Annotated in this window: 24 protein-coding genes; 6 read left to right on the top strand and 18 right to left on the bottom strand. The window is 64.8% G+C overall.

Annotated features, from left to right (window positions below; all coding sequences use genetic code 11):
• Positions 1-28: 28 nt before the first annotated feature.
• Positions 29-511 (top strand): prepilin peptidase, encoded by a 483-nt coding sequence (locus C7435_RS12065; protein ID WP_075191553.1) that lies wholly within the window; start codon positions 29-31, stop codon positions 509-511.
• Here C7435_RS12065 and C7435_RS12060 read toward each other — a convergent pair.
• The 15 genes from C7435_RS12060 to C7435_RS11990 all read right to left on the bottom strand — a co-directional run bounded on the left by C7435_RS12060 (position 508) and on the right by C7435_RS11990 (position 17,811).
• The gene (locus C7435_RS12060) at positions 508-1,035 is read right to left on the bottom strand and encodes a hypothetical protein (RefSeq protein WP_143743114.1); all 528 of its coding nucleotides are present in this window, start codon (positions 1,033-1,035) and stop codon (positions 508-510) included. The genes C7435_RS12065 and C7435_RS12060 overlap by 4 nt on opposite strands.
• Positions 1,019-1,753: a type II secretion system protein N gene (gspN, locus tag C7435_RS12055; protein ID WP_121211774.1), complete on the bottom strand. Its 735-nt coding sequence runs from the start codon at positions 1,751-1,753 to the stop codon at positions 1,019-1,021. The genes C7435_RS12060 and gspN overlap by 17 nt, the downstream gene beginning before the upstream one ends.
• Positions 1,753-2,250, bottom strand: coding sequence for a type II secretion system protein M (locus C7435_RS12050; RefSeq protein ID WP_121211773.1), 498 nt, complete (start codon positions 2,248-2,250; stop codon positions 1,753-1,755). The genes gspN and C7435_RS12050 overlap by 1 nt, the downstream gene beginning before the upstream one ends.
• Positions 2,247-3,467 (bottom strand): type II secretion system protein GspL, encoded by a 1,221-nt coding sequence (gspL, locus tag C7435_RS12045; RefSeq protein ID WP_170150456.1) that lies wholly within the window; start codon positions 3,465-3,467, stop codon positions 2,247-2,249. Before gspL ends, C7435_RS12050 begins: the two co-directional genes overlap by 4 nt.
• Complete coding sequence (gene gspK, locus C7435_RS12040) at positions 3,464-4,465, bottom strand: type II secretion system minor pseudopilin GspK (protein ID WP_121211770.1); 1,002 nt, start codon at positions 4,463-4,465, stop codon at positions 3,464-3,466. The genes gspL and gspK overlap by 4 nt, the downstream gene beginning before the upstream one ends.
• Positions 4,462-5,133 carry a type II secretion system protein GspJ gene (locus C7435_RS12035; protein WP_121211891.1) on the bottom strand — a complete coding sequence of 224 codons (672 nt, stop codon included), beginning with the start codon at positions 5,131-5,133 and terminating at the stop codon, positions 4,462-4,464. Before C7435_RS12035 ends, gspK begins: the two co-directional genes overlap by 4 nt.
• Entirely contained in the window at positions 5,130-5,498 is a 369-nt protein-coding gene (gene gspI / locus C7435_RS12030; RefSeq protein WP_075191610.1) for a type II secretion system minor pseudopilin GspI, read from the bottom strand. Before gspI ends, C7435_RS12035 begins: the two co-directional genes overlap by 4 nt.
• Position 5,499: 1 nt before the next feature.
• Positions 5,500-6,015 carry a GspH/FimT family pseudopilin gene (locus C7435_RS12025; RefSeq protein WP_121211768.1) on the bottom strand — a complete coding sequence of 172 codons (516 nt, stop codon included), beginning with the start codon at positions 6,013-6,015 and terminating at the stop codon, positions 5,500-5,502.
• Complete coding sequence (gene gspG / locus C7435_RS12020; protein WP_121211766.1) at positions 6,015-6,479, bottom strand: type II secretion system major pseudopilin GspG; 465 nt, start codon at positions 6,477-6,479, stop codon at positions 6,015-6,017. The genes C7435_RS12025 and gspG overlap by 1 nt, the downstream gene beginning before the upstream one ends.
• Positions 6,480-6,489: 10 nt before the next feature.
• Entirely contained in the window at positions 6,490-7,725 is a 1,236-nt protein-coding gene (gspF, locus tag C7435_RS12015; RefSeq protein ID WP_121211765.1) for a type II secretion system inner membrane protein GspF, read from the bottom strand.
• Positions 7,712-9,235: a type II secretion system ATPase GspE gene (gene gspE, locus C7435_RS12010; RefSeq protein WP_121211763.1), complete on the bottom strand. Its 1,524-nt coding sequence runs from the start codon at positions 9,233-9,235 to the stop codon at positions 7,712-7,714. Before gspE ends, gspF begins: the two co-directional genes overlap by 14 nt.
• Positions 9,228-11,189 (bottom strand): type II secretion system secretin GspD, encoded by a 1,962-nt coding sequence (gene gspD, locus C7435_RS12005; RefSeq protein ID WP_121211761.1) that lies wholly within the window; start codon positions 11,187-11,189, stop codon positions 9,228-9,230. The genes gspE and gspD overlap by 8 nt, the downstream gene beginning before the upstream one ends.
• A complete protein-coding gene (locus C7435_RS12000; RefSeq protein WP_170150455.1) occupies positions 11,186-12,019 on the bottom strand; it encodes a type II secretion system protein N in 834 nt (277 codons plus the stop codon). The genes gspD and C7435_RS12000 overlap by 4 nt, the downstream gene beginning before the upstream one ends.
• A gap of 241 nt (positions 12,020-12,260) precedes the next feature.
• Positions 12,261-14,927, bottom strand: coding sequence for a TonB-dependent receptor domain-containing protein (locus tag C7435_RS11995; RefSeq protein WP_121211889.1), 2,667 nt, complete (start codon positions 14,925-14,927; stop codon positions 12,261-12,263).
• A 76-nt stretch (positions 14,928-15,003) separates the two neighbouring features.
• On the bottom strand, positions 15,004-17,811 hold the full coding sequence (locus C7435_RS11990; protein WP_121211758.1) for a beta-helix domain-containing protein: 2,808 nt from the start codon (positions 17,809-17,811) through the stop codon (positions 15,004-15,006).
• Between the two features lie 584 nt (positions 17,812-18,395).
• Here C7435_RS11990 and C7435_RS11985 point away from each other — a divergent pair.
• The 4 genes from C7435_RS11985 to C7435_RS11965 all read left to right on the top strand — a co-directional run bounded on the left by C7435_RS11985 (position 18,396) and on the right by C7435_RS11965 (position 23,018).
• The gene (locus C7435_RS11985; protein WP_121211756.1) at positions 18,396-19,649 is read left to right on the top strand and encodes a type III PLP-dependent enzyme; all 1,254 of its coding nucleotides are present in this window, start codon (positions 18,396-18,398) and stop codon (positions 19,647-19,649) included.
• A 38-nt stretch (positions 19,650-19,687) separates the two neighbouring features.
• The gene (locus C7435_RS11980; RefSeq protein ID WP_075191568.1) at positions 19,688-20,734 is read left to right on the top strand and encodes a 1,9-bis(guanidino)-5-aza-nonane synthase; all 1,047 of its coding nucleotides are present in this window, start codon (positions 19,688-19,690) and stop codon (positions 20,732-20,734) included.
• A gap of 1,204 nt (positions 20,735-21,938) precedes the next feature.
• A complete protein-coding gene (locus C7435_RS11970) occupies positions 21,939-22,268 on the top strand; it encodes a hypothetical protein (protein WP_121211754.1) in 330 nt (109 codons plus the stop codon).
• A gap of 105 nt (positions 22,269-22,373) precedes the next feature.
• Positions 22,374-23,018 (top strand): MarC family protein, encoded by a 645-nt coding sequence (locus C7435_RS11965; protein WP_121211752.1) that lies wholly within the window; start codon positions 22,374-22,376, stop codon positions 23,016-23,018.
• A 6-nt stretch (positions 23,019-23,024) separates the two neighbouring features.
• Here the strand turns inward: C7435_RS11965 and C7435_RS11960 are convergent, their stop codons facing one another.
• A complete protein-coding gene (locus C7435_RS11960; RefSeq protein WP_121211750.1) occupies positions 23,025-23,648 on the bottom strand; it encodes a hypothetical protein in 624 nt (207 codons plus the stop codon).
• Between the two features lie 202 nt (positions 23,649-23,850).
• Between C7435_RS11960 and C7435_RS11955 the strand changes: the two genes are divergently transcribed.
• Positions 23,851-24,084 carry a hypothetical protein gene (locus tag C7435_RS11955; RefSeq protein ID WP_121211749.1) on the top strand — a complete coding sequence of 78 codons (234 nt, stop codon included), beginning with the start codon at positions 23,851-23,853 and terminating at the stop codon, positions 24,082-24,084.
• Here C7435_RS11955 and aguB read toward each other — a convergent pair.
• Together aguB and C7435_RS11945 are read right to left on the bottom strand one after the other, a co-directional pair.
• Entirely contained in the window at positions 24,051-24,908 is an 858-nt protein-coding gene (aguB, locus tag C7435_RS11950) for an N-carbamoylputrescine amidase (protein WP_121211747.1), read from the bottom strand. The genes C7435_RS11955 and aguB overlap by 34 nt on opposite strands.
• Positions 24,909-24,912: 4 nt before the next feature.
• A complete protein-coding gene (locus C7435_RS11945) occupies positions 24,913-26,100 on the bottom strand; it encodes a serine hydrolase domain-containing protein (RefSeq protein ID WP_233350765.1) in 1,188 nt (395 codons plus the stop codon).
• Between the last annotated feature and the right edge of the window lie 2 nt (positions 26,101-26,102).

Here is a 26,102-nt window from a genome sequence, read left to right as displayed (position 1 = left end):
CGTATTACACTTTTGTGACAGGACGGGAATGATTCACATTCACCTCGCGACCATAATCCTCATTATCGCCCTTGGTTGGCTCGCCTGGACCGATGCCCGCAGCTTGCGCCTGCCGGACATCGGGACCCTGCCCCTGATTGCGATCGGCATCCTGATGAATGCCATCCTTCTTGGCACGCCCGGGGCTTCGCTCGTCGGCGCCGCCCTGGGCTATGGCAGTTTCGTCGCCATTGAGACCGGCTATCGCCGCCTGCGCGGGCGCGACGGGCTGGGCCGCGGCGATGCCAAACTCCTGGCCGCCGCCGGCGCCTGGTGCGGCGGCTGGCTGTTGCCGCTCATCGTCCTCGTCGGCGCCCTGTCGGCCCTGGTCGCTATCGGCGCCATCGCCTTGATCCGGCGCCAATCGCCTGATGCCGGCCAACCCTTCCCCTTTGGACCCTGGCTGGCGCTCGGCTTTTTTGCCGGCTGGGTCCACCGCGCCTACGGGCCGGGCCTGTTCCCGGCCTTCTAGGGCGTTGCCGCGCGCGCCCGGCAGCGATAATGGCCGAGCAGCGGGATGACGACGCGCTGGCCATTGGGTTGCTCGACCCGCATCACCGCCCGGTCAATGCGCAAACCGGTCTCCAGCGGATCACCGATCACACCGGTCAGGCGGATATCGAGCTGCCGGTCCGTGTCGACATAGGTGCGCTGATAGGCGTCGCCGGAAACATAACCCCCCTCGCGCGGCGGCACGTAGAAACCGTGTGCGGCACCGCTGGCAAAAATCCGGGCAAAGCCCTCGGTCTCGTTCTCAAAGACGAGGAAACGATGCGCCTCATCGACGGTCCAGAAGAAGGTCGCACACTCACCATCGGCGAGGCTCTGCGGCGGCAAGGCACCCGCGGTCGGCTCGGCACCACCCTCGACGGGGCGCACATTGTTGACCGGCGGCGGCGGCGCCAGGCGCGACACCGACCCGGTCGTCGCGCCGCAGGCCGTCAACGCCAGCATGCCGAGGCCTGCCGCAATGATCAAACTAGCCCGTCGGACCATAGCGCTCACTCCCCTCGGCCCGCCACGCCGTGCCATCGCGCTGCATGCCGGCCAATGCCAGGCCGTCGGCCAGTTCCGGCCAACTGGTCTCGATCCGCGCCGTCCAGTCATAGCCCTCGCTGCGGAAGCTGACACGCCCGTCCAGCGACAACCCGTCGACGGCACCCGTCCAGTCCAACACGAGACGGTCGTCAACACACGCAAATTCACCGGTCACGGCCGGACCGTCGCGACCGTAGAGCCGTGCCAGCCCGATCAAGGCCCCGGTGCGGGCCGTGCCCGATACGGCCACACACGCCCCATCGCGAATTTCAAGCCGGCTCAGCCGGACAAAGACACGCTCCGCCGGATCAAGGCCCGGCAGGGGTTCCAGACCCAGACGGTCAAGCGTGACCACAAGCTGGCTCTCGCCCAGTTCCAGCGATGCCGGCGAAAAGCGCGCCACGCCATCGCCGCGCAGGCTGGCATCGGCAAGGCGCCAATTACCGCCCAACTGTCCGGACACCAGGGCGAGCGGGTCGAGCGAGACTTCCAGCTCGCGCACCGGCACACCATTGAGGGTGAGGCCATAAACGCGGCCCTGCCAGATCGTGCCGAACACATCACGATAGCCCAGCGCCTGGCTGCCACCGGCTGCCAGGGCAACCGCCTTGAGTGGCATCAACACGATCAGCCAGACCAGCAGGAGACCAAGGACAAGAGCGATCCGGGCCAACATCACACCCCTCCCCGGCTGAGCACAATGGAAGCCGAGACGAAACCGTCGGCGACACGGTCCAGGCTCGATGCCTGTGGCCGCACGCCATAGCGCTCCTCCAGATCGACCAGCCAGCGCAGCACGGCGGCGGTTTCGGCGCGTTCGATATTGACCGTCAGACGACCATCCTCGCCCGGCACCATGCGGGCCAGGGCGATGTCATGACGCAGGGCCAGCGAACCGACCACCGCCCGCAGCGACTGGGTCGGCACGTCGCTGGCAGACTGACCCGCGGCCAGCATCCGATAACGGTCGGCGTCGGCCTCGACCGCGCGATAGAGCCGCATCGAGGCGGCATAGTCCTGGCGCGCGCGGTCATGCACGCCCATCAATGGCTGGACGATCAAGCCGGTGACAGCGAGCACCACGGCCAGCGCGCCGGCGATACCCAGCATGACCTGTTCGCGCACGGTCAGGCCTTCCCACCAGGCGGTAATCGGGTTGAGCAGGGACATCATGGCAACCTCACCACAAACTCGCCCTCAATGCCGGACGTGCCCTCGCGGGCGCCGCCATCATCGAGCCGCAGGCCAAGCCGGGCGGCGCGCGCACTCAGAGCGTCAAAATCGGAAAAATCGGTGTAAGTCGCGCCCACCGACAGGGCGTCCCGGGTGGGGTCGAAACGGACATGATCGATCCGGATGCGATCACTCTCGGCCGTCAGATCGTCGAGCGCCGCGAGCAATTGCAAGAAGGCCGAACTGCCCGTGCCCTCCAGTCGTGCCACGCGTTCCGACAGGAAGCGCTCGGCCTCGGCGGCGATCACTGAGCGGCCGAAATCGGGAATGGCATGGTTGAACTGGGCAATCGTTGCCGTTTCGAAACGGGCAGCCTGAAGCCGGAAGTAAACGGTCTCCCCGCCCAGCAGCGCACAAAAGGCCACGAGCAGGCCTGCCGCCATCAGGACCGGGCGTCGCAAGGGCCAGATCAGGGCTGACCAGTCCATGGTCGAGACCAGCGCCTCGCCGAACAGGCGCGGCAGGGCGGACAATCGCTCGGGCGCCATGGCGCTGGCCCGCAAATCCATCTCGCCCTGGCCGATGGCGCGGAAATTGGCCCCGGTCAGGCCGAGCGAGCGCGACACCGCAATCTCGCCGCTGCCGGCAGCCTGGGCGAGCGGCTGGATGACCGCGCCAAACAGGGCCGCGTCCACCGCTCCGGCGATCGGACCGGCAGAGATTTCAATGTCGGGATCATAAGCAAACAGGACCGCATCGCCGCGGTCATAAAGCGTCAGCGCAGCGCCGGGCTCGGCGGCGACGAGGCTGTCGGGTACCACAAAGGCCGGACGCACCACCAGCGGCGCCAGCCGTTCGCGCCATTGGCTCAGCAGCGCCGCATCAATGGCGGCGACCCAGCGCTGGTCATCCTCGGCGCGCGGACCGGGCAGGACCGTCGTATCGGCCAGGCGCGCCGCGATCTCGTCCTCGACAAGATAGGGCGCCGCTTGCCGGGCTTCGCGCTCGGACCGGGCCGGAATGGCAAGGCGGGACAGATGGACATGCTCGCCGGGCAGCAGGATCACCGTGCGATCGACAGAGCCGACCGTGGCGGCGTCGAGTGTTTCGCCAGCTTCCAAGCGACCATCGCGCAGGCGCGCCTGGGTGCGGCGGTCCACCACCGACCAGCCGACACTGTCTTGCGGTCCCGGTTTGAGGATCAGGTCGAGACTCATTGGGCGTATCCGTATCTCTGTGTCAGGCGGTGCAGCGTGGTCCCGCCGCGCCATTCGAAAACCGCCTCCAGGCGGTAGCTCTGACCGTCGTGAAGGACATCGACAGTCACGTCAAAATACCGGGTGTCGACACCAACCGCTTCGCGCAAACTTGCGTCGGGCGTCAGAGCCTGCACCGGCTCCAGCGTCCAGAAGGCTTCGGCATTGGCAAAACCCGCCGCCGGCCGGCTAAGCAGGATGCCCTCGACCGCCACGCGGCCCAGCGCACCGTCAAACACGGCGACGAGCAGCGGCCAGTCATCGCCGGTCATGGTGTTGATGTTCAGCGGCAGCGGTGCCGCCACCGGCCGGGCACAGACATGGGGTTCGATCAAGCGGTAGAGCGTCGGCGTCATCGAGGCGAGGGCAAGCAATTCCCCGCTTTCAGCCATCAGCGTATTGCCGGTGCGATAGGGCGTGGCGAGGCCGGCATAGCGCTCATCCTCACCGCCACCGGGCAGTGGCCGGTTGTCACTGTCGATCCAGTCGCTGGCTTCAGCGGCGATCCGGCCCGCTTCGGTCGCCGGCACGCCGAGGGCCGACATCAAGCGCTCGAACCGGCCGCGCTGGGTTGCATCGGCGACCAGCAGGCCCTGCCCCTCATCAACCACCAATCCATTGATATTGAAGCAATTGTTTCCGTCCGCGATACGCCCGGTCAAAACCCCGCGTTCAATGGGAAATTCGCGCGCCGACTGCAGCCATCCGGCGTCGGGCCGCAAAGCCGTGGCCGGCTCGCGCATGGCATTGGCGATCAGGCCGCTGGCATATTCCCGCGCGCCGAGCGCGTACCAATAGGCCTGATCGCGCCCATCCATATTGGCCGAACGGCGCATCGCAACGCGCAACTCGCCCGCCAGCATCATCGACATCGAGGCCATCACCGCGACCAGCAGCAGGGCGCTGACCAGCGAGGCGCCGCTTTCACGGTGGGCGAAGGGCGAAGCGTCGAGGGTCATCCGCCCGCCTCCGTCGTCAGCACGACATGTTCCATCGCCCCGAGGCGCGGCGTGACATAACGCAGGCGGACCGCACGCGGCAGCGCGATCTCGGTCTGGCCGGGGCGCAGGCCGATGCGCGGTGTCCAGGCGGCGCCGACCAGAAAGTCCAGCTCGACCGCATCCAGCCCGGCCATCAGCACGCTTTCCGAGGCCGCCTCGGCACTGCCGCCATCGGGATAGGGCAGAACGCGGCGCACCAGATCGCCATCACGCAGGACATAATCGATCCGCGCCAGGCTGGAGCGCGGCCGTAACAGGCCGGGATTGGCCCGTCCGCGACGGGTCAGGGTGAGCAGTGTGATACCGGCGCTTGCCTGCGTTGCGGCGGCGCCATGGATACCATCCGCATCGCCGGCGAACACGAAGGCCTCGCTGCGTCCATCCGCCGTCCGCACCGGGCGCAGGACGAGCTGGCCGAGATCCTCGCGCAGCAGCGTGCGCGTCATGTCGATCCGGCCGGTCTGTTCCAGCACGCCGGAATTCTGTTCACGGGCATTGAGGCTGGTCGACATCAGGCCGACCGAAATCACGCCGATCACCGCGAAGATGAAGACCGAGACCAGGACTTCGGTCAGCGAGAAGCCGGCCTCATCAGGGCCGTGTGGATTTGCGCCGACTGCGCTCATGACGGCACCCGGCGGAACGTGTCGAGCGAGGCCAGGACCTGGTCCTGGCCACTTTCGGTCAGCTCGATATGGATCCGCACCAGCCCGGCTTCACCGGTCTGGGCGATACGGGTGCGCCAGTCATAGCTGACCCCGCCCAGTTCATAACGACCCGAGCGCGCTTCCGGCGCATCGGCACGCAGCCATTCGGTGTTGAGCAGGTTCTCTGCCGCCAGGGCGGCGAGCGCCCGCGTTTCAACGGCGGCGGTATTCTGCGTCGTGGTGCGTGTCAGATTCATCAGGGCCAGGCCGGCGATCGCAACGATTGCCAGGGCCGTCATCATCTCGATCAGCGAGAAACCGGCATCGGTGTGCTGCGTCGTCATCTCAGAGCCCCGCACGCCGGCTCAGCCCGCCAGCGGCCTGCCAGTCCAACTCGATGGCGGCTTCAGCGGTTTCGAGGCGCAGGCGGAAAGGTTCGGTGAGACCGGCCGGGTCAAACCAGATCACCGGCACGGCAGCGGCACCCGCCGGATCGTCTTCATTGGCCGTGAACATGGCATCGCGGACCACCAGCCGGACATTGTCGGGCAAGCGCCGGGCACGCAGGGCCGGATGGTCGGCCAAGGGCCACCAGCGCTGGTCGACATAGCGGTAAAAGGCATAACCGGCCCCGAAATCATCAATCACCAGGCCGACCGGCACACCGGAGGTTATCGCTTCCTCACCGGCCACCTGCAGCCGCGCGGCAAGACGGTCGGCGGCCTCATCGAGCGGTGGCCGGGCGGGCTGGAAGGACAGGGACACGGCAAAGGCGACCGTCGCCAGGATCGACACCCCGACGAGGATTTCGATCAGCGACAGTCCGGCCTCGCGGGTGCGATATGTCCGGCCCGCGTGCATCAGCCCTGCCAGTTGCCGATATCGGCATCAAGCCCCTCGCCGCCCTCGCGGCCATCGGCGCCCAGCGAGTAAATGTCCATCATGCCGTGCTGGCCGGGATAGACATATTGATAGGGATTGCCCCACGGATCGTCCTGCAACCGGCGGACATAGCCGCCTGTGCGATAACGCGCTGCATCCGCACCGCGCGGCGGCGCGACCAGCGCCTGCAGGCCGGCTTCCGAGGACGGGTATTCGCGCATGTCGAGACGATAGGCGTCGAGCGCCTGTTCCAACGTCGCGATATCGGTGCGCGCCTTTTGCAGCATGGCCTGGTCCTGGGCCGGCAGGACGTTGAGCAGGACGATCGTGCCCATGATGCCGATGATGACCACGGCGATCATGATTTCGAGCAGCGAGAAACCGGCTTCCGGATCGGTGTCGGTCTCGCCGGTCTGTTTGCGGTTGGTTTGCGGGTCGCTCATCGACGCCTCCCTAGCCAAGGGCCAAAGTGTTGAGTTGAAGGATGGGCAGCAGGATCGACAGCACGATCACCACCACCACGAGACCCAGGACCAGGATGATCCCGGGTTCGAGCAGGTTGAGGCCGACGACAATCGTGCCGTCGATCTCCTGCTCCATCTGGTCGGCGGCGCGGCGGAACATTTCCCCCAGCGCGCCGGAGCGTTCGCCGGCCGCGACCATGAACAGCATCAGGGCCGGAAACCAGGCCTGGGCCTTGAGCGCGTCGGTCAGCGCCCGGCCGCTTTCAACTTCGCTCAGAACCCGGTCGAGCCGGATCCCGAAAGCGCGGTTGGAACTGGCCCGGCGGGCGGCACGCAGCGCATCCGGCAGGATCGCACCGCTTTCGATCAAGATGCCCATGGTGCGGGCAAAACGCGCCGCCTCGGTCTTGCGCAGGAAACCACCCAGGCCCGGCAGGCGGGCGAGCAGGCCGTCGAGGGCAAGGCGCGCGGCCGGCTGGCGCAGGATGAGTCCGCTGCCGACGACCAGGATCGCCAGTCCGGCAAGGATGAAAGGCCAGCCGCCGGTCAACATGCCGGAGGCGGCGATCATGAAATTGGTCAGCGCCGGCAGCTCCATGCCCATGCCGGTGAATTGTTCGGCAATGCGCGGCACCACGAAGGTCATCAACAGGGCAACCACGGCCACGGCGACAGTGGACAAGACCATCGGATAGACCAGCGCGCCGGTGATCCGGTTGGCGACCGCCTCTTCCTTTTCCAGATAATCGGCCAGCCGGGCCAGAACCAGCTCCAACCCGCCGGAGGTTTCACCGGCCGCGACCATGGCACGATAGACGGCGGGGAAGGATTTCGGGAAGGCCTGCATCGCGTCCGACAGGCGCTCGCCCTCGGACACCCGCGCCCGCACCGCCATCAGGACCCGGCGCATATGATGGCGTCCGCCCTGCTGGGCCAGAAGGCCGAGGCTTTCCGCGATCGGCATGCCGGCACCCAGCAGGCTGGCCAGCTGGCGTGTCACCAGCATGCGTTCGCGCGAGGACAAGTCCTGCTGGCGCAGGCGTTCCATCAGGCCCGTGCCGTCACTTGAGCCCGCCGAACGGCCGGCCTCGGCCTGGCGGATGGAGAGCGGCGCCATCGCCCGACCGCGCAGCTCGCGGCGCGCCGCCAGCTCGCTGTCGGCGGTGATCAGGCCGCGCGCCTTCTTGCCGCGCGGATCGAGGGCTTCATATTCAAACGCCGGCATGGCGTTCGCCCTCCTCGCGGCAGACCCGCAGGACTTCGGCCAGGCTGGTCGTGCCGGCCAGGGCCAGCTCGACACCATTGCGGAACAGGGTCGGGCGCTTGGCGAAGGCGTGCGCCGCCATCTCGGCCTCACGGGCATCATCATGGATGTGCTTGCGCAGGGCGTCGTCGACCATGACCAGCTCGTAAAGCCCGGTCCGGCCGTCATAACCGGTCTGCTTGCAATGGCTGCAGCCCGCCGGCTTGTGCAGCGTCACGTCGGTGCGCCCGGTCAGTCCCAGCAATTCGAGTTCGGCCGCGTCCGGCGTGTAGGCCTCGCGGCAATGACCGCACAGGCGGCGCACCAGGCGCTGGGCGACAATCGCGGTCAGGGTCGAGGCCAGCAGATAGCTTTCCACGCCCATGTCGCGCAGGCGGGCAATCGCGGCGATGGCGGAATTGGTGTGCACGGTCGACAGGACGAGATGGCCGGTCAGACTGGCCTGGACGGCGATGCGGGCGGTTTCGACATCGCGGATTTCGCCGACCATGACGATATCCGGGTCCTGACGCAGGATGGCGCGCAGACCGGCGGCGAAGGTCATCCCGACCTTGGCATTGACCTGGGTCTGGCCGATCCCGTCAATGGCGTATTCGACCGGGTCCTCGACCGTGAGGATGTTGCGGGTTTCCTCATTGAGCAGGTTGAGACCGGCATAAAGCGTGGTGGTCTTGCCGGCCCCGGTCGGACCGGTCACCAGGATGATGCCATTGGGCTGCGCCAGCGCCTTGCGCAGATCGACCAGCATGGCCGCCGGCATGCCCAGATCCTCGAGCCGGAAGCGCGCCGCAGAATTGTCGAGCAGACGCAGGACGACCCGCTCGCCATGACGCGACGGCAGGGTGGAGACACGGACATCGACCGATTGTCCGCCCAGCGTGATCGACAGGCGGCCATCCTGGGGGATGCGTTTTTCGGCAATGTCGAGCCGCGCCATGACCTTGATCCGCGACACCAGGGGCGGTGCCAGGCGTGGCGGCACGGAGGCGGTTTCGTGCATCACCCCGTCAACCCGGTAGCGGATCGAGACGCGGTCCTCGAAGGGTTCGACATGGACGTCGGACGCGGCGGTGCGGACGGCTTCGGCGATCATGCCATTGATCAGGCGGATGATCGGCGCATCGCTGTCACTGTCCAGAAGGTCTTCGGTGCGCGGCATTTCGTCGATCAGGCGGGTCAGGCTGTCATCGCCCTCTTCGGCACTGTCGATGGCATCGGAACCCAGGCCGGAATAGGCATAGAGGTCAGACAGGGTCCGGTCATAGACGTCAGCCGCCAGCTCGCGCACCGGGCAGGTACGCCCGACAACCCGTCGCAATTCCAGAAGCGAGCGCCGGTCCGCCCCGCTGCGCAGCAGGAAGGCGGCGGCCTCACCGCTCGGGCTTTCGGGCTGGAAGGCCACACCTTTCTGGCGCGCGAAGGAGTAGGTGACCGGGCTGCGGTCGGTGGCGGTATCAGCGGTCTCAGTCACCCGCCGTCTCCGCACTGGCAGCCGTCGCCTGGCCCATCTCGACCATCATCATCTCGACGATGGACTCCAGCGAGCTGGTGCCGCTTTCACTGCCGGCCATCTGTTCGTTGCGGATGAAATCATAGCGGTTCTCGGTCAGCGCCCGCATGTCGGCTTCCGAACGGATGATGGTGGGACGGATGAAGATCATCAGATTGGTGCGGCGGCTGGTCGTGCCTTCCGAGCGGAACAGGCGCCCCACACCCGGCACACGGCTGAGACCCGGCACGCCGGAATTGGTCTCCTCGTCCTCCTGGCGGATCAGTCCGCCGAGCACGATGATCTCGCCATTGTCGGCCAGAACCGTGGTCGAGATTTCCCGCTTGTTGGTGATCAGGTCGGTCGAGGCGGCATTGACCGTGCCGGCCACCGAAGAGACTTCCTGCACGATGTGGAGGCGGACCGTATTGCCTTCGGTGATCTGCGGCACGACCGACAGCTTCACACCGACTTCCTCGCGGTCGACCGTGCGGAACGGGTTGGTATTGTTCGAGCCAAGCGCCTCACCCGTGGTGACCGGGATTTCCTGGCCGGAGAGGAAATAGGCTTCCTCATTGTCGAGAGCGAGGATGGAGGGCGTCGCCAGCACGTTGGAATTCACATCGCTCTGGACGGCGTTGAGCACCAGGCCGAACAAGTTGCCACTGCCATTCTGGCCGCCAAAACCCAGCGTCCCGCCAGTCGCGCCGAGCAGGGAATTGATCGCGGCCTGGCGCAGCGTGGTATTGAGATCGCTGTCATCATCGCCGGGCGAGGTCACGGCACCGGTCAGCGCGAGCAGGTCGGGATTGTTGGAGGAAAAGCGCGTCATCGCAATCGGCGCGTCGCCATCACCGCCGGCTAGCAGCATCTGCACGCCGAGCTCGTGGGCGGTGGTGTCTGACATCTCCACGATGATGCCCTCGACCAGGACTTGCGGGCGGCGGATATCGAGCTGGCGGATCACCAGTTCGAGCTGGCGCTGCACATCCGGCTCGGCATTGATCACGACCGAATTGGTCGGCGCATGGTGCGAGACCGACGGCGACCGCGTGACGCCATCGGTCGACGCCATCGTGTCGACCACTTGCTGCAATATCGGCAGCAGGTCCTCGCCATCGGCATGGCTGAGATAGATGACACGGAAGCTCTGATTGGACTGGCTGACACTGTCGACCCGGCGCACCAGCGCCATCATCTGGTCGATCGCCTGGCGATTGCCGCGCAGCAACACGGTGTTGGAGGCCGGGATCGGGGCGATGGCGACATTGAACAGGGTCTCATCCTCGCCAACGCCGGACCGGGTGCGCATCTGCTGCAGGATGCGGGTCATGTCGGCGGCGGAGACATTGGTCAGCTCGACCATCTCAACAACCGAAGTGTCACGATCGAGATCGCGGATGACCTGGCGCAGGCGGGAGATATTCTCGGCATAATCGACCATCACCAGCACATTGCCGGTCTCGGTGGCATTGACGCTGCCTTCGGTGCCGACCAGCGGTCGCACAACGGCCAGTGCATCGCGTGAAGCGATGTGGTTGAGGCGGACCACGGCGGTTGCGAACTGGTCACCGCGCAGGTCGGCATTGACCGGATTGGCGGAGCGGGCACCGGCTTGGCCGGGCACGATCTGATAGGCGCCGGAGGCGGTCGGCACGACGGTGTAGCCGTGCACCCGCATGGTCGACAGGAAGACCTGGAAATACTGGTCGGCGGTGAGCGGTGCCTGGGAGGTGATAGTGACCCGGCCGCGCACATTGGGGTCGACGATGAATGTATAGCCGGTCACCGCCGAAACATCGTCGATCACGGCCTGGATTTCGGCCTCATTGAAATTGACCACACTGTCCTGGGCCTGGACCTGGGCCGCCGGCATGATGGCGAGGACGAACAGGGCGCTCAGCGCCGTCAGGGCATGTTTCGCAGACAGGGTCATTGCGGAAGTGTCCTCGAAATGGTCAGGGGCAGGCCGCCCCGGGAAATGGAAAACTGGATGGACTCGCGACCGTCCTCACGGTCGAGCAGGCCGGAAAGGTCCTCGATCGCGGATACCGGCCGGCCTTCGATCGCGGTCACGACATCGCTGACCCGCAAGCCGAGCACCGAGAGCATGGCGTCATTGCCGCCTTCGATGCGGTAGCCGGTCAGTGTTTCGCCGCTGTAGAGGCCGCGCACCTGGAACAGGCCGGCCACGTCTTCGACCCGGCCACGACGGTCGGCCACGGGAGCATTGACGGACGGCGCCGTGCTCGCCGACCCGGCCGGGCCCGCGGCGGCACGGGCTGCGGCGGCGTCTTCGGCGCGCAGGTAGAGCACTTCGGCAATGCCGCGGCGCGAGATGCGGACATGATCGACCAGTACGGCTTCCAGCGTCACACCGTCGAGAATTTCCGCGCCAACGCGGAAGAAACGCTGGCGGTTGTCCGGCGTCTGGATGATCGCGCCGCCGGCCTCGGCCGTGGCGCCGCGGCGCACGCCGCGCAGCACCAGGGCGAGCCGGGTTTCGGGGATTTCGGCCGGTATGGCGGGGTCCACCGCCGCGGTGCGCGGATCGGTGAACAGGCTGGCATCGCGCAGCCGCGACATGTCGGCGACATAGCTGCTGGCAGCCACGGTGCCAGCGCTGCGATCGAGGCTGTCCTGCTCGAAATCACTGGCGCTGGCGCCAAAGGCGACCAGCCAGATCAGACGGGCGGCGACGAAAGTCAGGGCAATCAGGAGGAGGAATTCGGCGAGGCGGATGGCGAAACGGAGCATTGCGGGCATGCGTATCCGGTCATCCCGTACCTGCCCCATTGTCCGCGTTTGCGTCATCGCTTCCAGCGCCCGTCTGCACGCCCCGGTGCCTGCGCGCCGAACGCGCCTGCTCCATCGGGGATCGGTCCCGGATACACGCGCTGTACGTCAGTTTTACGACGGTTCGCCGTTAGTTTTACGACGTTTCGCGGTTAATCGTCGGGTTGTGAAAAAACGGGGCGAACCAGCCGGTCCGCCCCGTCTTCATTGGCTACCAGGTCCGGCTGACCGAAAGGCTCAGCGAGGTCCCGATGTCATAGGTGTCGACCGGCAGTTCAACGCCGCCAGCAGATTGGGTGGCTTCATAATTCTCGCCCAGGATATTGCGGACGGAGAAACCGAAGTCCCAGTCATTCCCGCCCAGATCGAGGGTGCGGGAGTAGACGAAGTCGAGCGAGGCCGGCAGCTGTTCGGTGATCTCGGGGAGATTATCGGACAGGTTGGCCACAGCGCGCGAACGTTCACCCGTGTAGTTGTAGAGCAGGGCGCCGCGAGCGCGACCGTCGAAGGTTTCGAAACCGACCTGCAGGTTGAACAGGTGTTCCGACTGGCCTTGCAGGGCCCGGCCATCTTCCACGAAACCAGCGGCGTTCAGCTCGATCGCCGTCGGGCGGCCAAAGGCACCCTGGGCAATCGTCACCGTGCCATCCGCCGTCACTTCCGACTGGATGTAGGTGTAGTTCGTCTTGATGAACCACTCACGGTCATTGAAGAACGGCGTGTCCCAGCGACCCGAGAAGTCGAAGGACTTCTCGAACTCGAACTCGGCGCCCGTCAACGTCGCTTCCGGTGCGTTGATGAAGGAGGTGTTCAGCCCGTCACCGATCGGGATGATGTATTCCTCGACCGGGTTTTCCAGCACCTTGTAGAAGGCGCCGACCGTGACGAACTGGTCACGACCGAAATAGTATTCCAGGCGAGCGTCGTAGCTCTCGATCTCGGTATTGACCAAGAACGGGTTGCCCTGGAAACGCTGGTCCGTATCGGTGTTGAAGAATTCGGCGAAGGCCAGCTCGCGGAATTGCGGGCGGGCGATCGACTGGGAGTAACCGGTACGAAGCTGAAGATTGTCAGCGAAGGTCCAGGTCAGGGTCAGGGCCGGAAGGACATAGTCCTCGCCGATCCGGGTTTCGAGCAGGCCGCTGTCCGCCGCATTTGCCGGGAAGGCAAAGGTGTCGACTTTTTGCACGCCCTCTTCAAAACGCGCACCCACAGCCGCACGGACAAAATCCGTCAGGCCAACATCGACGCCGGCATAATAGGCTTCGACGTGCAGGGTCCCGTTATAGGCTTCCGGGAAAGTCAGGCCGCCCGTTTCAACCAGACGCAGACGCGAGTCGACGATGTTCTGCTCGGCAAAGATATGATCGATGCGCGAGAACAGGAGATCCGCCGGGATGCCGTCCGAACCCTGTTCGAAAGCGAACTGGCGCGTATAGGCATCACGCTCGCGGGAGGTGTTGGAGTAGCCGGCTTTCAGCTCGGCATCCAGGCCCCCGAAGGACACTGGCAGGGCGAGGTCGAAACCGGCGTCCTGCGTATTGTCCTCGATTTCCGAGAAACGCGTGAAGTTGTCGTTGATGTCGCCTTCATACCGGTAGGTCTGCGGAACGACTTCATACTGGTAGTTCACGAAGCGCTGATAGGGCGCATCGCGGGTCGCCGTGGCATCGGACAGACGCCAGTCGAGAGACAGGCCACCCAGGCTTTCGAACAGGTGTTCACCGCGAAGCTGGTTGAACAGGACCTGACGCTCGAACCACTCGGTGTAGTCACCACGCACAACGGCGGCCGAACCGGCATTGTACTGCTCTTCGATACGGGCCTCTTTCGAGGTCGAACGAAGCGCCATCGTCATGAAGGAGATCGAGTGGTCATTGTAGAAATCGACGCCGACAGACAGAAGGCCGGAGGCCTCGATCCGGTTTTCGGTGCCGTAGAAATTGTTGATGCCTTCGCCAAGCGGGGCCAGACCGGTGCGGTCTTCGCTGGGCGGGCCGTTTTCATAGATCAGCTCGTCGCCGGCGCCGATGGCACCTTTGCCGCGCTGGCCTTCACGGGTTTCCCAATCGTTGGAATAGGAAGCCGATGCCAGAATGCCGAGCGAGAAATTGTCGAAGTCGAACCGCTCGCCGGCTTCGAAGGAGATCGAGCCATTGGCGTCGGTGTCGATTTCCTGGACAACCCAGAGTTCGGAATTGACCAGCGAGCGGCCGATCGCCTGTTGCTGATCGGCCGGCAGATTGTTGCCGACGCGGGTCGTGTCGAAAATGGCGGCCAGTTCAGCCGGCATGTCGCGCAGACCATCATCATAGCCCAGCCAATCGGTGTCAGAACCGCCATAGGTCAGGCCGTGATTGCCGGTCGTGACCGTATCGCCGCTGGCGCTGATCGAGACGCTGAAGAAGCGGTCGTCCGGCAGGGTGGCGGTTTCGATGCCGATCACGCCGCCGCCGAACTCACCCGGAAATTCCGGCGAGAACGTCTTCTGGACGAGGACGTTTGACAGCACGTTGGTCGGCAGGAGGTCGAGCGGAGCTGCACGGCGGAAAGGTTCCGGCGACGGCATCGGCGACCCGTTGAGGAGCGTGTTGGAGTAACGCTCGTTGAGACCGCGAACGATCACGAAACGGCCGCCCGTCGTGGACAGGCCGGTGACCCGGACCAGGGCCGCGGCGAGATCGCCATCGCCGGTGGTTTCGAAGTCGTCGATCGACAGCGAGGCGGCGACTTCCGACGTCACCCGGCGGTCATCAGGAATGTATTGGAAGCGGACTTCGATGACATCTTCATCATTGTCCTGGGCGAGGGCCCCGACCGGCACGAGCGTCGTGGACGCCAGCAACGCAGCCGAGAGCGCAAATCGTGTGGTTTTCATCTTCATCACCATGTGACTGCGATTGACAGACACCGTCTCCGGCCGGCCCGAAGGCCGACCGGATCAGGCGGTTGCGTTACTGCGTGCGGCGGAAGGTCCAGCCCTGGTACCAGGTGTCGTTGGCATCCTCGACGGCGCCGATGTAGTCGACGTCGACGAACCAGCTGTCGAGACCATTGATGTCGAAGGCGGTGACCGCTTGTTCGGTCGCGCCCGGCACGACACCGGCATTACCCGGGATGAAGGCATAGCCCGTCATCGTGTGGGTGATCTCGGCATTGTTGGCCTGACCCAGGAACCAGGTCGAGAGATCGGTGGTGTCACCGGCGCTCTCATCGAAGTTCGTCGTACAGTCGAGAACGATCGACTGCATGATGATGTCTTCGTCGCCAGCGGCACCGGAGGCGCCGATACGGTCGAAGGTTTCCTGATCGTCGATGTCGAGGCAGTCCTCGCCGAAGTCGACCACGATGCCGTTATAGAGCTCGCCCGCCGTACCGGCCCGGAGCAGCATGCCCTGGTCCGATTCAGCTGCACCGCGTTCACCGATCAGGGTGAAGTTGGAGATGCGCGGGTTGGAGCGCGGCAGCAGGGTGTTGTTGGAACCGCGATTGTCGAACTCGAAGCCCTGGTCGGCGTCGTCGCCAGACTGGGAAACGATCACGAACTGGGCGCGACCAACCCAACCATCGGTGTAGTCGAAGCTGTCATCGCGGATACCGGTCAGGACCAGGTGGCTCACATCGACCGCGCCGCCGAACATCTCGACACCGTCATCGGCATTGTTGTGGACCTGGACGTAGTCGACTTCGGTGCCCGAACCGACGGCCTGGAAGGCAATGCCGTTGAGCTCGTCTTCATTGTTGATCAGGAAGCCGGCGTACAGGAGACGGGTGTAGAAGATATTGCCCGAGTCATCGGTTGGCGTGGCGCCACCGAACAGGCCCGAAGAACCTTCACCCGACTTTTCACAATCGACCGTGCCGCCGGTTGCCGTACCATCGATACAGGCATTGATCGGGGCGCGACCATTGATGATCAGGCCGCCCCACTGACCGCGGTCATTGGCGCCAACCGTGCCCTCGACATCCGAACGCGAGGTCAGCGTGACCGGTGCGGTACGGGTGCCGTTCGAGCGGATCGTGGAACCGCGGGTAACGACGATATAGTCGGAACCGGCCGAACCGAAGACGGTGACACCCGGATCGATGGTCAGCTCGACTTCGATGCCGGACGGCAGCGGGCTGGCCGGATCGGGGCCGCGGTCAACGCCGACGAAGACCGGTCCGATGAGCTCATACATCGAGCCACGGGTCAGGTGCAGATCGGACGTCACATTGCCGGAGATCTGGCAGATGCGCTGGCCGTCGATGATTTCGACCGATTCCGTGGTGCCCGTCGGACAGCCCGGATCGGCAAACAGGTTGAAGGTCCAGCCGGCAGCCCAGTTCGAGGCCGCAGTCTCTGCTCCCGAGAAGGCACCGATATAGTCGACATCGGTGAACCAGCTGTCGAGACCATTGATGTCGAAGGCCGTCACGGCCTGCTCGACCGGGCCCGGGAACACGCCGGACATGGAATTGTCAATCTCGGCATTGTTGGGCTGACCGAGGAACCAGGTCGAGATGTCGACCGGATCGCCGGCGGCTTCCGCGAAGTTCTCGGTACAATCGAGAACGATGGACTGCATGATGAGGTCTTCATCGCCAGCGGCACCGGAAGCGCCGATACGATCAAAGGTCTCGGCGTCGTCGATGTCGAGGCACTGCTCGCCAAAGTCGACCACGATGCCGTTGTAGAACTCACCGGCGGTACCGGCGCGGATCAGCATGCCGTCATCCGACTCGGCAGCACCGCGTTCACCGATCAGGGTGAAGTTGGAGATGCGCGGGTTGGAGCGCGGCAGCAGGGTGTTGTTGGAGCCACGATTGTCGAACTCGAAGCCCTGGTCGGCATCGTCGCCGGACTGGCGGACGAGAACGAATTGGGCGCGGCCGATCCAGCCATCGGTGTAATCGAAGCTGTCGTCACGGATATTGGTAAGGACGAGGTGGCTGACGTCCACCGTACCGCCGAACATCTCGACGCCGTCATCGGCATTGTTCGAGACCTGGACGTAGTCGACTTCGGTGCCCGAACCGACGCCCTGGAAGGCAATGCCGTTGAGCTCGTCTTCATTGTTGATCAGGAAGCCGGCATAGCGGACCTGGACGTAGCGCAGGATGCCCGAATTGTCGGCCGGATTGTCGCCGCCGAACAGGCCGGAAGAGCCTTCGCCCGACTTTTCACAATCGGCAGAGCCACCGGCAGCCGTACCATCGATACAGGCATTGATCGGCGCGAAACCGTTGATGATCAGGCCGCCCCACTGACCGCGGTCAAGCGGTGCAGCCGTGCCTTCAATGTCCTGGCGCGAGGTGAAGACGACCGGCGAGTCCGAGGTGCCGACCGCTTCGATGCGCGAGCCGCGGGAAACGACCAGGTAGTCAGAACCGGCCGAACCGAACAGGGTCGCGCCCGCGCCGATTTCCAGCGTCGCCGAACCACCGCCATCAACACCGACAAAGACCGGACCGGTGATGATCACGCCGGCATTGGCCGCGATCGTCGTGTTCTGGGTGATGTTGCCGGTGATCTCACAGGCATTGATCGTGATGTCGCCATTGGTGACAGACGTCTCGCGAACCGAGCCGGTGCCGCAGCCGCCGGCCGGGATCAGATCGATCGTGGTCTGGCTACCGCCACCACCACCGCCGCCGGTGCCCGGAGGCGTGCCGACATTGGTATTGCCTGGCGAGGAGATGGATGTATCCGCGCACGCCGCGAAAAACGCGCAGGAAGTGGACACAAGCAGGAGCTTGCGAAAGTTTTGCTTCACCGACATGGAAGTCCCCCGGGAAAGGATGAATTTCAGCGACGACCGAGGGGACCCGTTCCGCCCCGATCACTCGGGAGGCGGGTAAACATCAGCATTGTTACGGCTGCATGACACTGCAGTTCTGATTCAGGACCGGATGCGACACGGCGGGCCTACCAGTACTGGGGACAGGGAGGGTCATGACCCGCTAGATGCTGTCCATGTTGAGAAAATCACCACGGTGGCAATTCCGCCACAAACGAAGCATTGATGTTTGAAATTTTTGTGACATTGCGGAATGTAACGCTTCGTTTACAGTCAATTCGGGAAATGCCGAAACATTATACTAAGCAGAGCATTTCTTTTCTTTGATCCGGATACGGAATTATTTTGCGGGCTTGCCTAACCGGTAGCGATGCGCGACCGTCCGATGTCACGGATCCGATCCGCAAAGTGCGCCACTCCGCAAAGGGAGACCGCCATGCCGATACGAAAATTCAGCCGCCGCAAATTTCCCGCTTTACACGCCCGGAAATTGACTTTAATCGCGCTTTTCCCGGCGGAGGTGACGATGCCGGATTGGGTTAACTGCTAACAGGGGGTCACGTGAATTGCACACGTACCATACTCCCCTGGACCTGGTCCGTTCGCGGCACGTAGAAAGTCCGGTCGTCTGTGTACGTCCGGACCGCGTTGCCGAAGCAGGGCGCTGGTTCCAGGACAATTTCCCGGGCGAAGTCCTCTACGCTGTCAAAGCCAACCCGGCGCCGTGGATTCTCCAGGCGTTGCACAAGGCCGGCACGCGCTTCTTCGACGTCGCCTCGATTCCGGAAATCCAGCTGGTGGCGGAGCATTGTCCCGACAGCCGCATGGCTTTCCTGCATCCGGTGAAAAGCCGCGAGTCGATCCGTCGTGCCTATTACGAGTTCGGCGTGCGGATTTTTGCGCTCGATTGCGAAGCCGAGCTGGCCAAGATCCTGGAAGAGACCAATCACGCTGACGACGTCACTCTGATCGTCCGCCTGGCCGTGTCCAATGACGGGGCGATGTTCTCGCTGGCCGGCAAATTCGGCGTGCCCGCCTATGAGGCCGCCGAGCTGATCCGCAAGGCGCGCGCCCATGCCTTTGAGCTGGGTGTCAGCTTCCATGTCGGCAGCCAGTGCATGCAGCCCTCCGCCTATCGTTCAGCCATGCTGGAAGCCAGCCGCCTGATTGTGCAGGCCGGTGTCACCGTCGACATTGTCGATGTCGGTGGCGGCTTCCCCTCGATCTATCCGGGCATGGTGCCGCCGCGCATGGACGACTACATCACCGCCATCGAAGACGCCTTCGAAGAGATGATGGTGCTGGAAAACGCGGACCTGTGGTGCGAACCCGGCCGGGCCCTGGTGGCCGAGGCCGAGTCGGTCCTCACGCGCGTCGAGCTGCGCAAGGGTGACGCCCTTTATCTCAATGACGGCGCCTATGGCCGCCTGTTCGACGCGGCGCATGCGAAATGGCCCTTCCCGGTCCGCCTGCATCGTCCCCGCGCCAGCGGGCCGCTTGACGAGGCCGGCGAACAGACCGCGTCCTTCCGCTTTTTCGGACCGACCTGTGACAGCCTGGACGCCATTCCCGGCCCGTTCGAACTGCCGGCCGACATCCGCGAAGGCGACGTTATCGAGATCGGCATGCTCGGCGCCTATGGCACCGCGCTGGCCACGGATTTCAACGGTTTCGGCACAATCGAACGCGTGGCGGTTGAGGATATGCCGTGGCCGTCTATGTTCGAAGCCCAGCCTGACCAAGCCGAAGACGATGACGCCAAGGTCATCAATTTTGCCCGCGCCCGCCGGCGCCGCCCGCGTCTGAAACGACGCGCCTGATCAATCGGGTCCGCTGACACGGGCCCGGGGAGACTTTCATGAGCGATAAATCCAACCGCAAGGCCGAGTTGCTGTCCAACCCGGTCGAACATATCGACATCACCGCCTTTGACGGCCGCCACATGATCGACGCCTGGGAGAAGATGTCCTTCACCTCGCGCGATGCGGCACGTGCCGCCCGCATCCTGGAACAGGCTGTCGCCGATCCGGATTGCTCGGTCATCCTGACCCTGGCCGGCTCGACGAGCGCCGGTGGCTGCATGCATGTCTGGCGTGACATGGTGCGCAACAACATGGTCGACGCCATCGTCTCGACCGGCGCCTCCATCGTCGACATGGACTTCTTCGAAGCCCTCGGCTTCAAGCATTACCAGGCCCGCGAAATCCCCGACGACCGCGAGCTGCGCGATCTCTATATCGACCGCATCTACGACACCTATATCGACGAGGAAGAGCTGCAGGCCTGCGACGCCGCCACACTGGAAATCGCCGACCTCCTGGAGCCCGGCCCGCGCTCATCGCGCTCCTATATCAAGGCGATGGGCAAATGGCTGGCCGACGGCAACGCCAAGAAGCAAGGCTCACTCGTCCAGGAATGCTATGAGCAGGGCGTGCCGATCTTCTGCCCGGCCTTCTCGGACTGTTCCGCCGGCTTCGGCCTGGTCAAGCACCAGGTCGAGCGGATGAAGGCCAAACAGCCCTATCTCTCGATCGACAGCGTCGCCGATTTCCGCGAGCTCACCGACATCAAGATCAAGGCTGGCAAGACGGGCCTGTTCATGGTCGGCGGCGGCGTCCCCAAGAACTTCGCCCAGGACACGGTCGTCTGCGCCGAAATCCTCGGCGTCGAAGTCCCCATGCACGCCTACGCCGTCCAGATCACCGTCGCCGACGTCCGCGACGGCGCCTGCTCCTCCTCGACGCTCAAGGAAGCCTGCTCCTGGGGCAAGGTCGACGTGGCGCTGGAACAGATGGTGTTTGCGGAAGCGAGCACGGTGGCGCCGGTTATTGCGTCGGACGTCTATCACCGGAGAGACTGGGAAAAGCGTCCCCGGCATCGGTATGGGGATATGTTCCAAGATTAAGCGCTTGGTTCTGCGTCAAAGAAAAAGCCCCGGCGGCGACGCCGGGGCTTTTTTTGTTGGGGGCAAATTTCGGTTGTCATCCCGGGCGAATGGCCTGCGCAAGCAGGCCGCAGACCCGGGACCCATACGCCCGGCGCTGCGAGCCTTCGCGACAATAGGTCCCGGATCTCCGCCCGGCTCGGGGCCGGGCATACGTCCGGGATGACAAGGTGGAGTTGGTATTGAAGCGAGCCGCCCACTCCACTCCATTTTTCCCGGACGTGCGTCAGCACGATCCGGGACCGACCGGAGGCTCAGCGCTTGAAACCTCGTTCCGTCGGTCCCGGGTCTTCGCCCGGGAAAAATGGGAGGGGGGTGCGTGTGGGGGACAGAAACCGGACGCGGTGCGTCTCCCCGACCGGGGAGACGTGGCCCGCAGGGCCGATGAGGGGCGGCGCGTCGGCGCCCATTAAAAACTTTCCTTTGCGCCGCCTTGCGGCGCGCCCCTCACCCCCTGCGCGCTGACGCGCTCCGGGACCTCTCCCCGGTCGGGGAGAGGCGGCTTATCCCCGCCCTGCACCCCTTCACCGTCATCCTGACGGAAGTCAGGACCCAGTCTCGCACGCGCGATTTCGCCAAGCATGGCAACAGCTTGCCTCGCAGACCGGGCCCCGGCCTGCGCCGAAATGACAGTGTCTGAAGCGAAAAAATCACAAAACTTATCCGCCCCCCATCGGCGCCACCGCATAATCCCCGTTGTCCCGCGCTACTCGAGGCCCGGATTGGTGATCCGGGGGCGTTGGGAGTACGGAGCTCGTCCGGTTGCCTGGAAACACCGCCAGACCAACCCGGCGTGGCCATCGATGGGACGGCAGCACAAAGCTCGACTGCCTCATCCCATCGGTTTCGAGACGGGGCCGGTAACGGCCCTGACCAAATCTCCGTGTGCGGGGTACCACCGGTGCCACTCACATTGTCAAAGAAAACCGGCATCGGCCGGGCCCCGCACCCCTCATATCGCCAGGTGGCAACACCGTGGCGCGGGCAAACCTGCCCGACCCCTCCACTCACGCCATCAGGAAAGGATAGCCCATGTCACGTCGCCTCCCCGCCCGCCATCGTCTGCGCAAGCGCGCGGCGATCATCCAGGCACGGCCGGCCGGGGAGGCCGCGGGCGCGCCGGAAACCGGCCGCCATTGCCTCGGCGCCGCCGCTCTGGCGCTGAATGCAGGGGATGACCGGGGCGGCGCGGGCATTGCTCGACCTGGCCAAGGATTTCATTGCCCAATCCCGGGCCGATGTGGCGCTGGCCCGCGAGCAGATCCGGTTGAATGATGAGGCCGAGGCGGCCCGGCGCTCGGCCAAGGCCGCCTGGTATAGAGCCGTCGGTGCCAGCATCGAGGAGGTCGAGATCGACCTGCAGATCGAAGAGGACGCGGAACGCATTCGCCGCGCCCGCCAGGCCGGCGGGCCGGTACCCAAGCCCCGCTGGGAGGCGAGCTGGGAGCTGGTTGATGGTCGCCGGGAAGGTGAAGGTGACGAGGCCGAGGACTGAACGCCCAGCTTAATTGCATGGCTATCCTGCCCGTCCATGCGCGAAATTTTCCGTGACCTCGCTCGCAGTCCCGGTTATGCGGGCGACTGAAACAGGAATGCCGTCATGCTCGAGATTTTCACCACTGCCCTCGTCACGTTTTTCGTGGCCATCGACCCGCCCGGCGTCGCGCCGATTTTTGCGTCGCTGACCAATGGCGCGCCCAAGGCGCACAAGCGCGCCATGGCGATCAAGTCGGTGGTGATCGCGACCGGCGTGCTGCTCGGCTTTGCGCTGGGCGGCGGCTGGCTGCTCAACGCCATGCATATCAGCCTCGACGCCTTCCGCATTGCCGGCGGCGTGCTGCTGTTCCTGATGGCGCTGGAAATGATCTTCGAAAAGCGCACCGAGCGCCGCGAAGGCCGGGCCGAGACCATCATGGACGAGCATGACGCGCATCCGGAAGTCTGGGATGATATCTCGGTCTTCCCGATGGCCATTCCGATGCTGGCCGGCCCCGGCGCGATCGCCACGGTCATGCTCTACATGTCGGATGCCAGCAGCTGGACCGAGCGCGGCGTCGTGCTGGGCGCGGCCGGTGTGATCCTGCTCATCTGTCTCATCACCTTCCTGGCGATCGGCCCGGTGATGCGGGTCATCGGCGACTCCATGGCCGCCATGATCACCCGCATCCTCGGTGTCATCCTCGCCGCCCTCGCCGCCCAATTCATCATTGACGGCATTCTCGGCGCGCTGGTGAACGCCCACTAGGGGCCGTCAGTCAGCGACCCGGGTCAGGGTCATCGACAGGGTCGGGAAACAGGCGCCCGACGGATTGCAATATTCGCCGGTCTCGGTCCAGCTGGTCTCGTCATAGACGGCTTCGAAGGCGACATGACCGGCCGGGCCGAGCGGGATCGTCCAGTTGAAACCGCCGTCTGTTATCACCATTTCATAGCTTTCCGGCCCGCCGCTCAGGGCCACGGCGAGCATGCGGTAACCGTCCTCGCCGAGCGTGACATAGCCGCCCGCATCGTGCGCGAGATGACCGTCGCGGCCGGCACCGGCGGGACCGTAGCCGAGGCCGCGGATCATCACCGCGCGGCCGCCGCCGACGCTTTCGACGCGCTCGAAAACATCGAAGGTTTGGCGTTCGCCGGTCCGGCTCATCGACCAGCCGGAGCCCTCCCACTCGCCGACCAGGCCGGCAAGCGCTTCACCGGGCAGTGGCAGGGCCGGTTGCGGGTCGTCCTGGGCAAGGGCCGGGGCGGTGAGACCCAGGCTGGCCAGCAAGCTGATGAGGGCCAGGCCGGACCGGGCCGACAATCCGGCTGGCAGGCGTTGTGTCGGCAAGTGATGGGTCCGGGCGATCAGGCCTAGCTTCGCATGAGTGGTACGCATCTCGATCTCCTCTGACGTATGCAACCACACTTTACATTACAAAGTTCTTTCGTGATACGGGATTGGGACCTCTCCCGTCCACCCTCGCCGACGCCGCGCCCCGACCACGCGCTGTCGGAAACCAAGTGTTAGCCGATTTCTGCCATGGTGATGCCACAGAGGGGTCGATGATAACGACCAGCCGGGGGTGTTGGAGGAATGCATGGGCTACAGCCTTGCCATGCTGCTCACTGCAGCGACCGTGACTGCCGGCGGCTTGACCGCCTCCGCTTTCAGCCTGACCCAGGGACAGACTGACCAGGCCATCGCCTTTGGCTGGCCGGCCATTGCCGTCGCCTTTGTGGTGGTGATGCTGTTGCCGACCGGGCGGCGGCGCCGTTCAGGACCGGGCGGGCACCGCGATCAGGACGAGCGCGGCGTGAACCAGGGTTCGTAGAGATCGGGACGCCGGTCGCGAAAAAAGCCCCAGGCGGCGCGATGGCGCTGCAGATAGTCCAGATCGAACTCGCCGCTGACAATGCCGGTCTCGCTGCGACCGAGCTCGCTGATCTTCTCGCCGGTATGACTGGCCGCGAAAGACGAGCCATAGAAGACCTGCCCGCCTTCATCGCCGATCCGGTTGGCCGCCAGGACCGGGATCACATTCGACACCGCATGCCCCTGCATCGCCCGCTGCCAGCGCGCCGCCGTGTCGAGACTGTCATCATGCGGTTCCGACCCGATGGCGGTCGGATAGAGCAGAACTTCAGCGCCCATCATGGTCATGATCCGCGCCGCTTCCGGGAACCATTGGTCCCAGCAGATGCCGACCCCGATCTTGCCGAATTTCGTGTCCCAGACCTTGAAACCGGTATCACCCGGCCGGAAGTAGAATTTCTCCATATAGCCCGGCCCGTCCGGAATATGGCTCTTGCGGTAGACACCCATGACCGCGCCATCGGCATCCAGCATCACCAGTGAGTTGTAGTAATGCGGCCCGTCGCGCTCATAGATCGAGACCGGGATGACCACGCCCAGCTCGGCCGCCAGCGGCTGCAGCGCCGTGACGCAGGGATGCTCCGTCGCCGGATACGCGGTGGCGAAAAAGGCCTCGTCCTGGACCTTGCAGAAATACGGGCCCTGAAAGAGTTCCGGCGGCAGGATGACCTGGGCGCCCTGGTCGGCGGCCTCACGGATCAGAGCGCTGACCGTGGCGATATTGGCATCCATATCGGTGCCGAAAGCAGCCTGCAGGCCGGCCAGTTTGATCGTTCTTGCCATCGGGTCAGTCCTCTTCGAAGCGATCAAGCCAAGTGCCCGGCCCGTTGCCGGTCCGCAGATCCATCACTGTCGGCCACAGCCACCAGGCCGGACGATTGTCGGAATTCCACAGCGCCACAAAGGCGAAACCGGTCTCCGGTTCAAGCACGATTTGCGCTCCATAACCGGACAGATAGCCGGAATGCAAGACCAGCGTCCGCCCTTCCCAGTCATAGATGCGCCAGCCGAGTCCGTACCAGGTCTGATCGACCCGGGCCCGCAGTTCGCCGAGCCGGCGCGTCTCGCGCAGCGTGTCGGTCAGCGGCGAATGGATGCGGCTTCGCACCGCATCGGACAGGCCGGGCCGTGTGCCCAATTGCAGCTGCGCCCAGACGATCATGTCCTCCAGCGACAGGTTGAGCCCTGAGGCCGACGGGATGTCGTCATAGGGCGTCGACGGATCGCCCGGCAGATTGATGATCCGGCGCCAGCCGCTGTGCGGCCGTGCCCAGGACGGCGAAGCGGTCAGGGCAGCGGTGCCGACCGAGGCCGCCGGCAATCCGAGCGGTTCGATCAAACGACCGCGCAAGGCGGCAGAGAAATCCTCACCGGTGGCTTGCGCGACGACACGCTCCAGCGCCGAAAAGGCGATGTTCTGATAGGTATAACAATCCCCCACCGGACACATCAGGTCGACGCTTGCCAGGCGTTGGCGAATACGGTCCGGGGCCTGACCGGCCTCCAGATCGAGATCATAGGCGTTGGGCGGCAGGCCGGTGCGGTGGCTGGCAATTTCCTCCAGCGTCGGCTGGCGGTCTCCACGCAGGCGCAGGACGTCGCCGGGAACGGGCGCCGACAGGTCGACCAGCCCCTCCGCCTCGAGCAGGCCCAACAAGGTGCCGGTGAAAGTCTTGGAGACCGAGGCGGCCCGGAACAGGGTTTGCGGCGTCACCGCCTCGCCGGACCCGGCCGCGGTCTCACCGTGGGTGTAATAGAAGACGGGTTCGCCATCCTCGATCACGGCCGCCACCAGGCCGACAATCCGGCGATCGGCCATGGCCGCATCAAGGCGCGCTTCGAGGGTCTCCAGATAGGGGTAGGTGACCGGCGCGGCGGCCGGGTCGGACGGGCTGACCGGCTGGGCGCTCAAGGCCGTGGTGGCAACGGGCAGGCTGGCGAGACAGAACAGGGCTGTCAGTGTGGATCGGATCAATC

It is taken from the genome of Maricaulis maris (assembly GCF_003634045.1).
In the GTDB taxonomy this organism is placed as follows: Bacteria; Pseudomonadota; Alphaproteobacteria; order Caulobacterales; family Maricaulaceae; genus Maricaulis; species Maricaulis maris.
The sequence above is the reverse complement of the archived record's forward strand: the minus strand, read 5'-3'. Positions and strand labels throughout refer to the sequence as shown.

Excerpts from the sequence above, each read along its gene's own strand:
- gspD (WP_121211761.1), bottom strand. The coding sequence starts at position 11,189 with ATGACCCTGTCTGCGAAACATGCCCTGACGGCGCTGAGCGCCCTGTTC.
- C7435_RS11995 (WP_121211889.1), bottom strand. The coding sequence starts at position 14,927 with ATGAAAACCACACGATTTGCGCTCTCGGCTGCGTTGCTGGCGTCCACG.
- C7435_RS11965 (WP_121211752.1), top strand. The coding sequence starts at position 22,374 with ATGCTCGAGATTTTCACCACTGCCCTCGTCACGTTTTTCGTGGCCATC.
- C7435_RS11955 (WP_121211749.1), top strand. The coding sequence starts at position 23,851 with ATGGGCTACAGCCTTGCCATGCTGCTCACTGCAGCGACCGTGACTGCC.
- gspF (WP_121211765.1), bottom strand. The coding sequence starts at position 7,725 with ATGCCGGCGTTTGAATATGAAGCCCTCGATCCGCGCGGCAAGAAGGCG.
- aguB (WP_121211747.1), bottom strand. The coding sequence starts at position 24,908 with ATGGCAAGAACGATCAAACTGGCCGGCCTGCAGGCTGCTTTCGGCACC.
- gspG (WP_121211766.1), bottom strand. The coding sequence starts at position 6,479 with ATGAGCGACCCGCAAACCAACCGCAAACAGACCGGCGAGACCGACACC.
- C7435_RS12050 (WP_121211773.1), bottom strand. The coding sequence starts at position 2,250 with ATGATGTCCCTGCTCAACCCGATTACCGCCTGGTGGGAAGGCCTGACC.
- gspL (WP_170150456.1), bottom strand. The coding sequence starts at position 3,467 with ATGAGTCTCGACCTGATCCTCAAACCGGGACCGCAAGACAGTGTCGGC.
- C7435_RS12000 (WP_170150455.1), bottom strand. The coding sequence starts at position 12,019 with ATGCCCGCAATGCTCCGTTTCGCCATCCGCCTCGCCGAATTCCTCCTC.
- C7435_RS11980 (WP_075191568.1), top strand. The coding sequence starts at position 19,688 with ATGAGCGATAAATCCAACCGCAAGGCCGAGTTGCTGTCCAACCCGGTC.
- C7435_RS12065 (WP_075191553.1), top strand. The coding sequence starts at position 29 with ATGATTCACATTCACCTCGCGACCATAATCCTCATTATCGCCCTTGGT.
- gspI (WP_075191610.1), bottom strand. The coding sequence starts at position 5,498 with ATGACGACGCAGCACACCGATGCCGGTTTCTCGCTGATCGAGATGATG.
- C7435_RS12025 (WP_121211768.1), bottom strand. The coding sequence starts at position 6,015 with ATGCACGCGGGCCGGACATATCGCACCCGCGAGGCCGGACTGTCGCTG.
- C7435_RS11960 (WP_121211750.1), bottom strand. The coding sequence starts at position 23,648 with ATGCGTACCACTCATGCGAAGCTAGGCCTGATCGCCCGGACCCATCAC.
- gspN (WP_121211774.1), bottom strand. The coding sequence starts at position 1,753 with ATGTTGGCCCGGATCGCTCTTGTCCTTGGTCTCCTGCTGGTCTGGCTG.
- C7435_RS11970 (WP_121211754.1), top strand. The coding sequence starts at position 21,939 with ATGCAGGGGATGACCGGGGCGGCGCGGGCATTGCTCGACCTGGCCAAG.
- C7435_RS12060 (WP_143743114.1), bottom strand. The coding sequence starts at position 1,035 with ATGGTCCGACGGGCTAGTTTGATCATTGCGGCAGGCCTCGGCATGCTG.
- C7435_RS11990 (WP_121211758.1), bottom strand. The coding sequence starts at position 17,811 with ATGTCGGTGAAGCAAAACTTTCGCAAGCTCCTGCTTGTGTCCACTTCC.
- gspK (WP_121211770.1), bottom strand. The coding sequence starts at position 4,465 with ATGACCCTCGACGCTTCGCCCTTCGCCCACCGTGAAAGCGGCGCCTCG.
- C7435_RS12035 (WP_121211891.1), bottom strand. The coding sequence starts at position 5,133 with ATGAGCGCAGTCGGCGCAAATCCACACGGCCCTGATGAGGCCGGCTTC.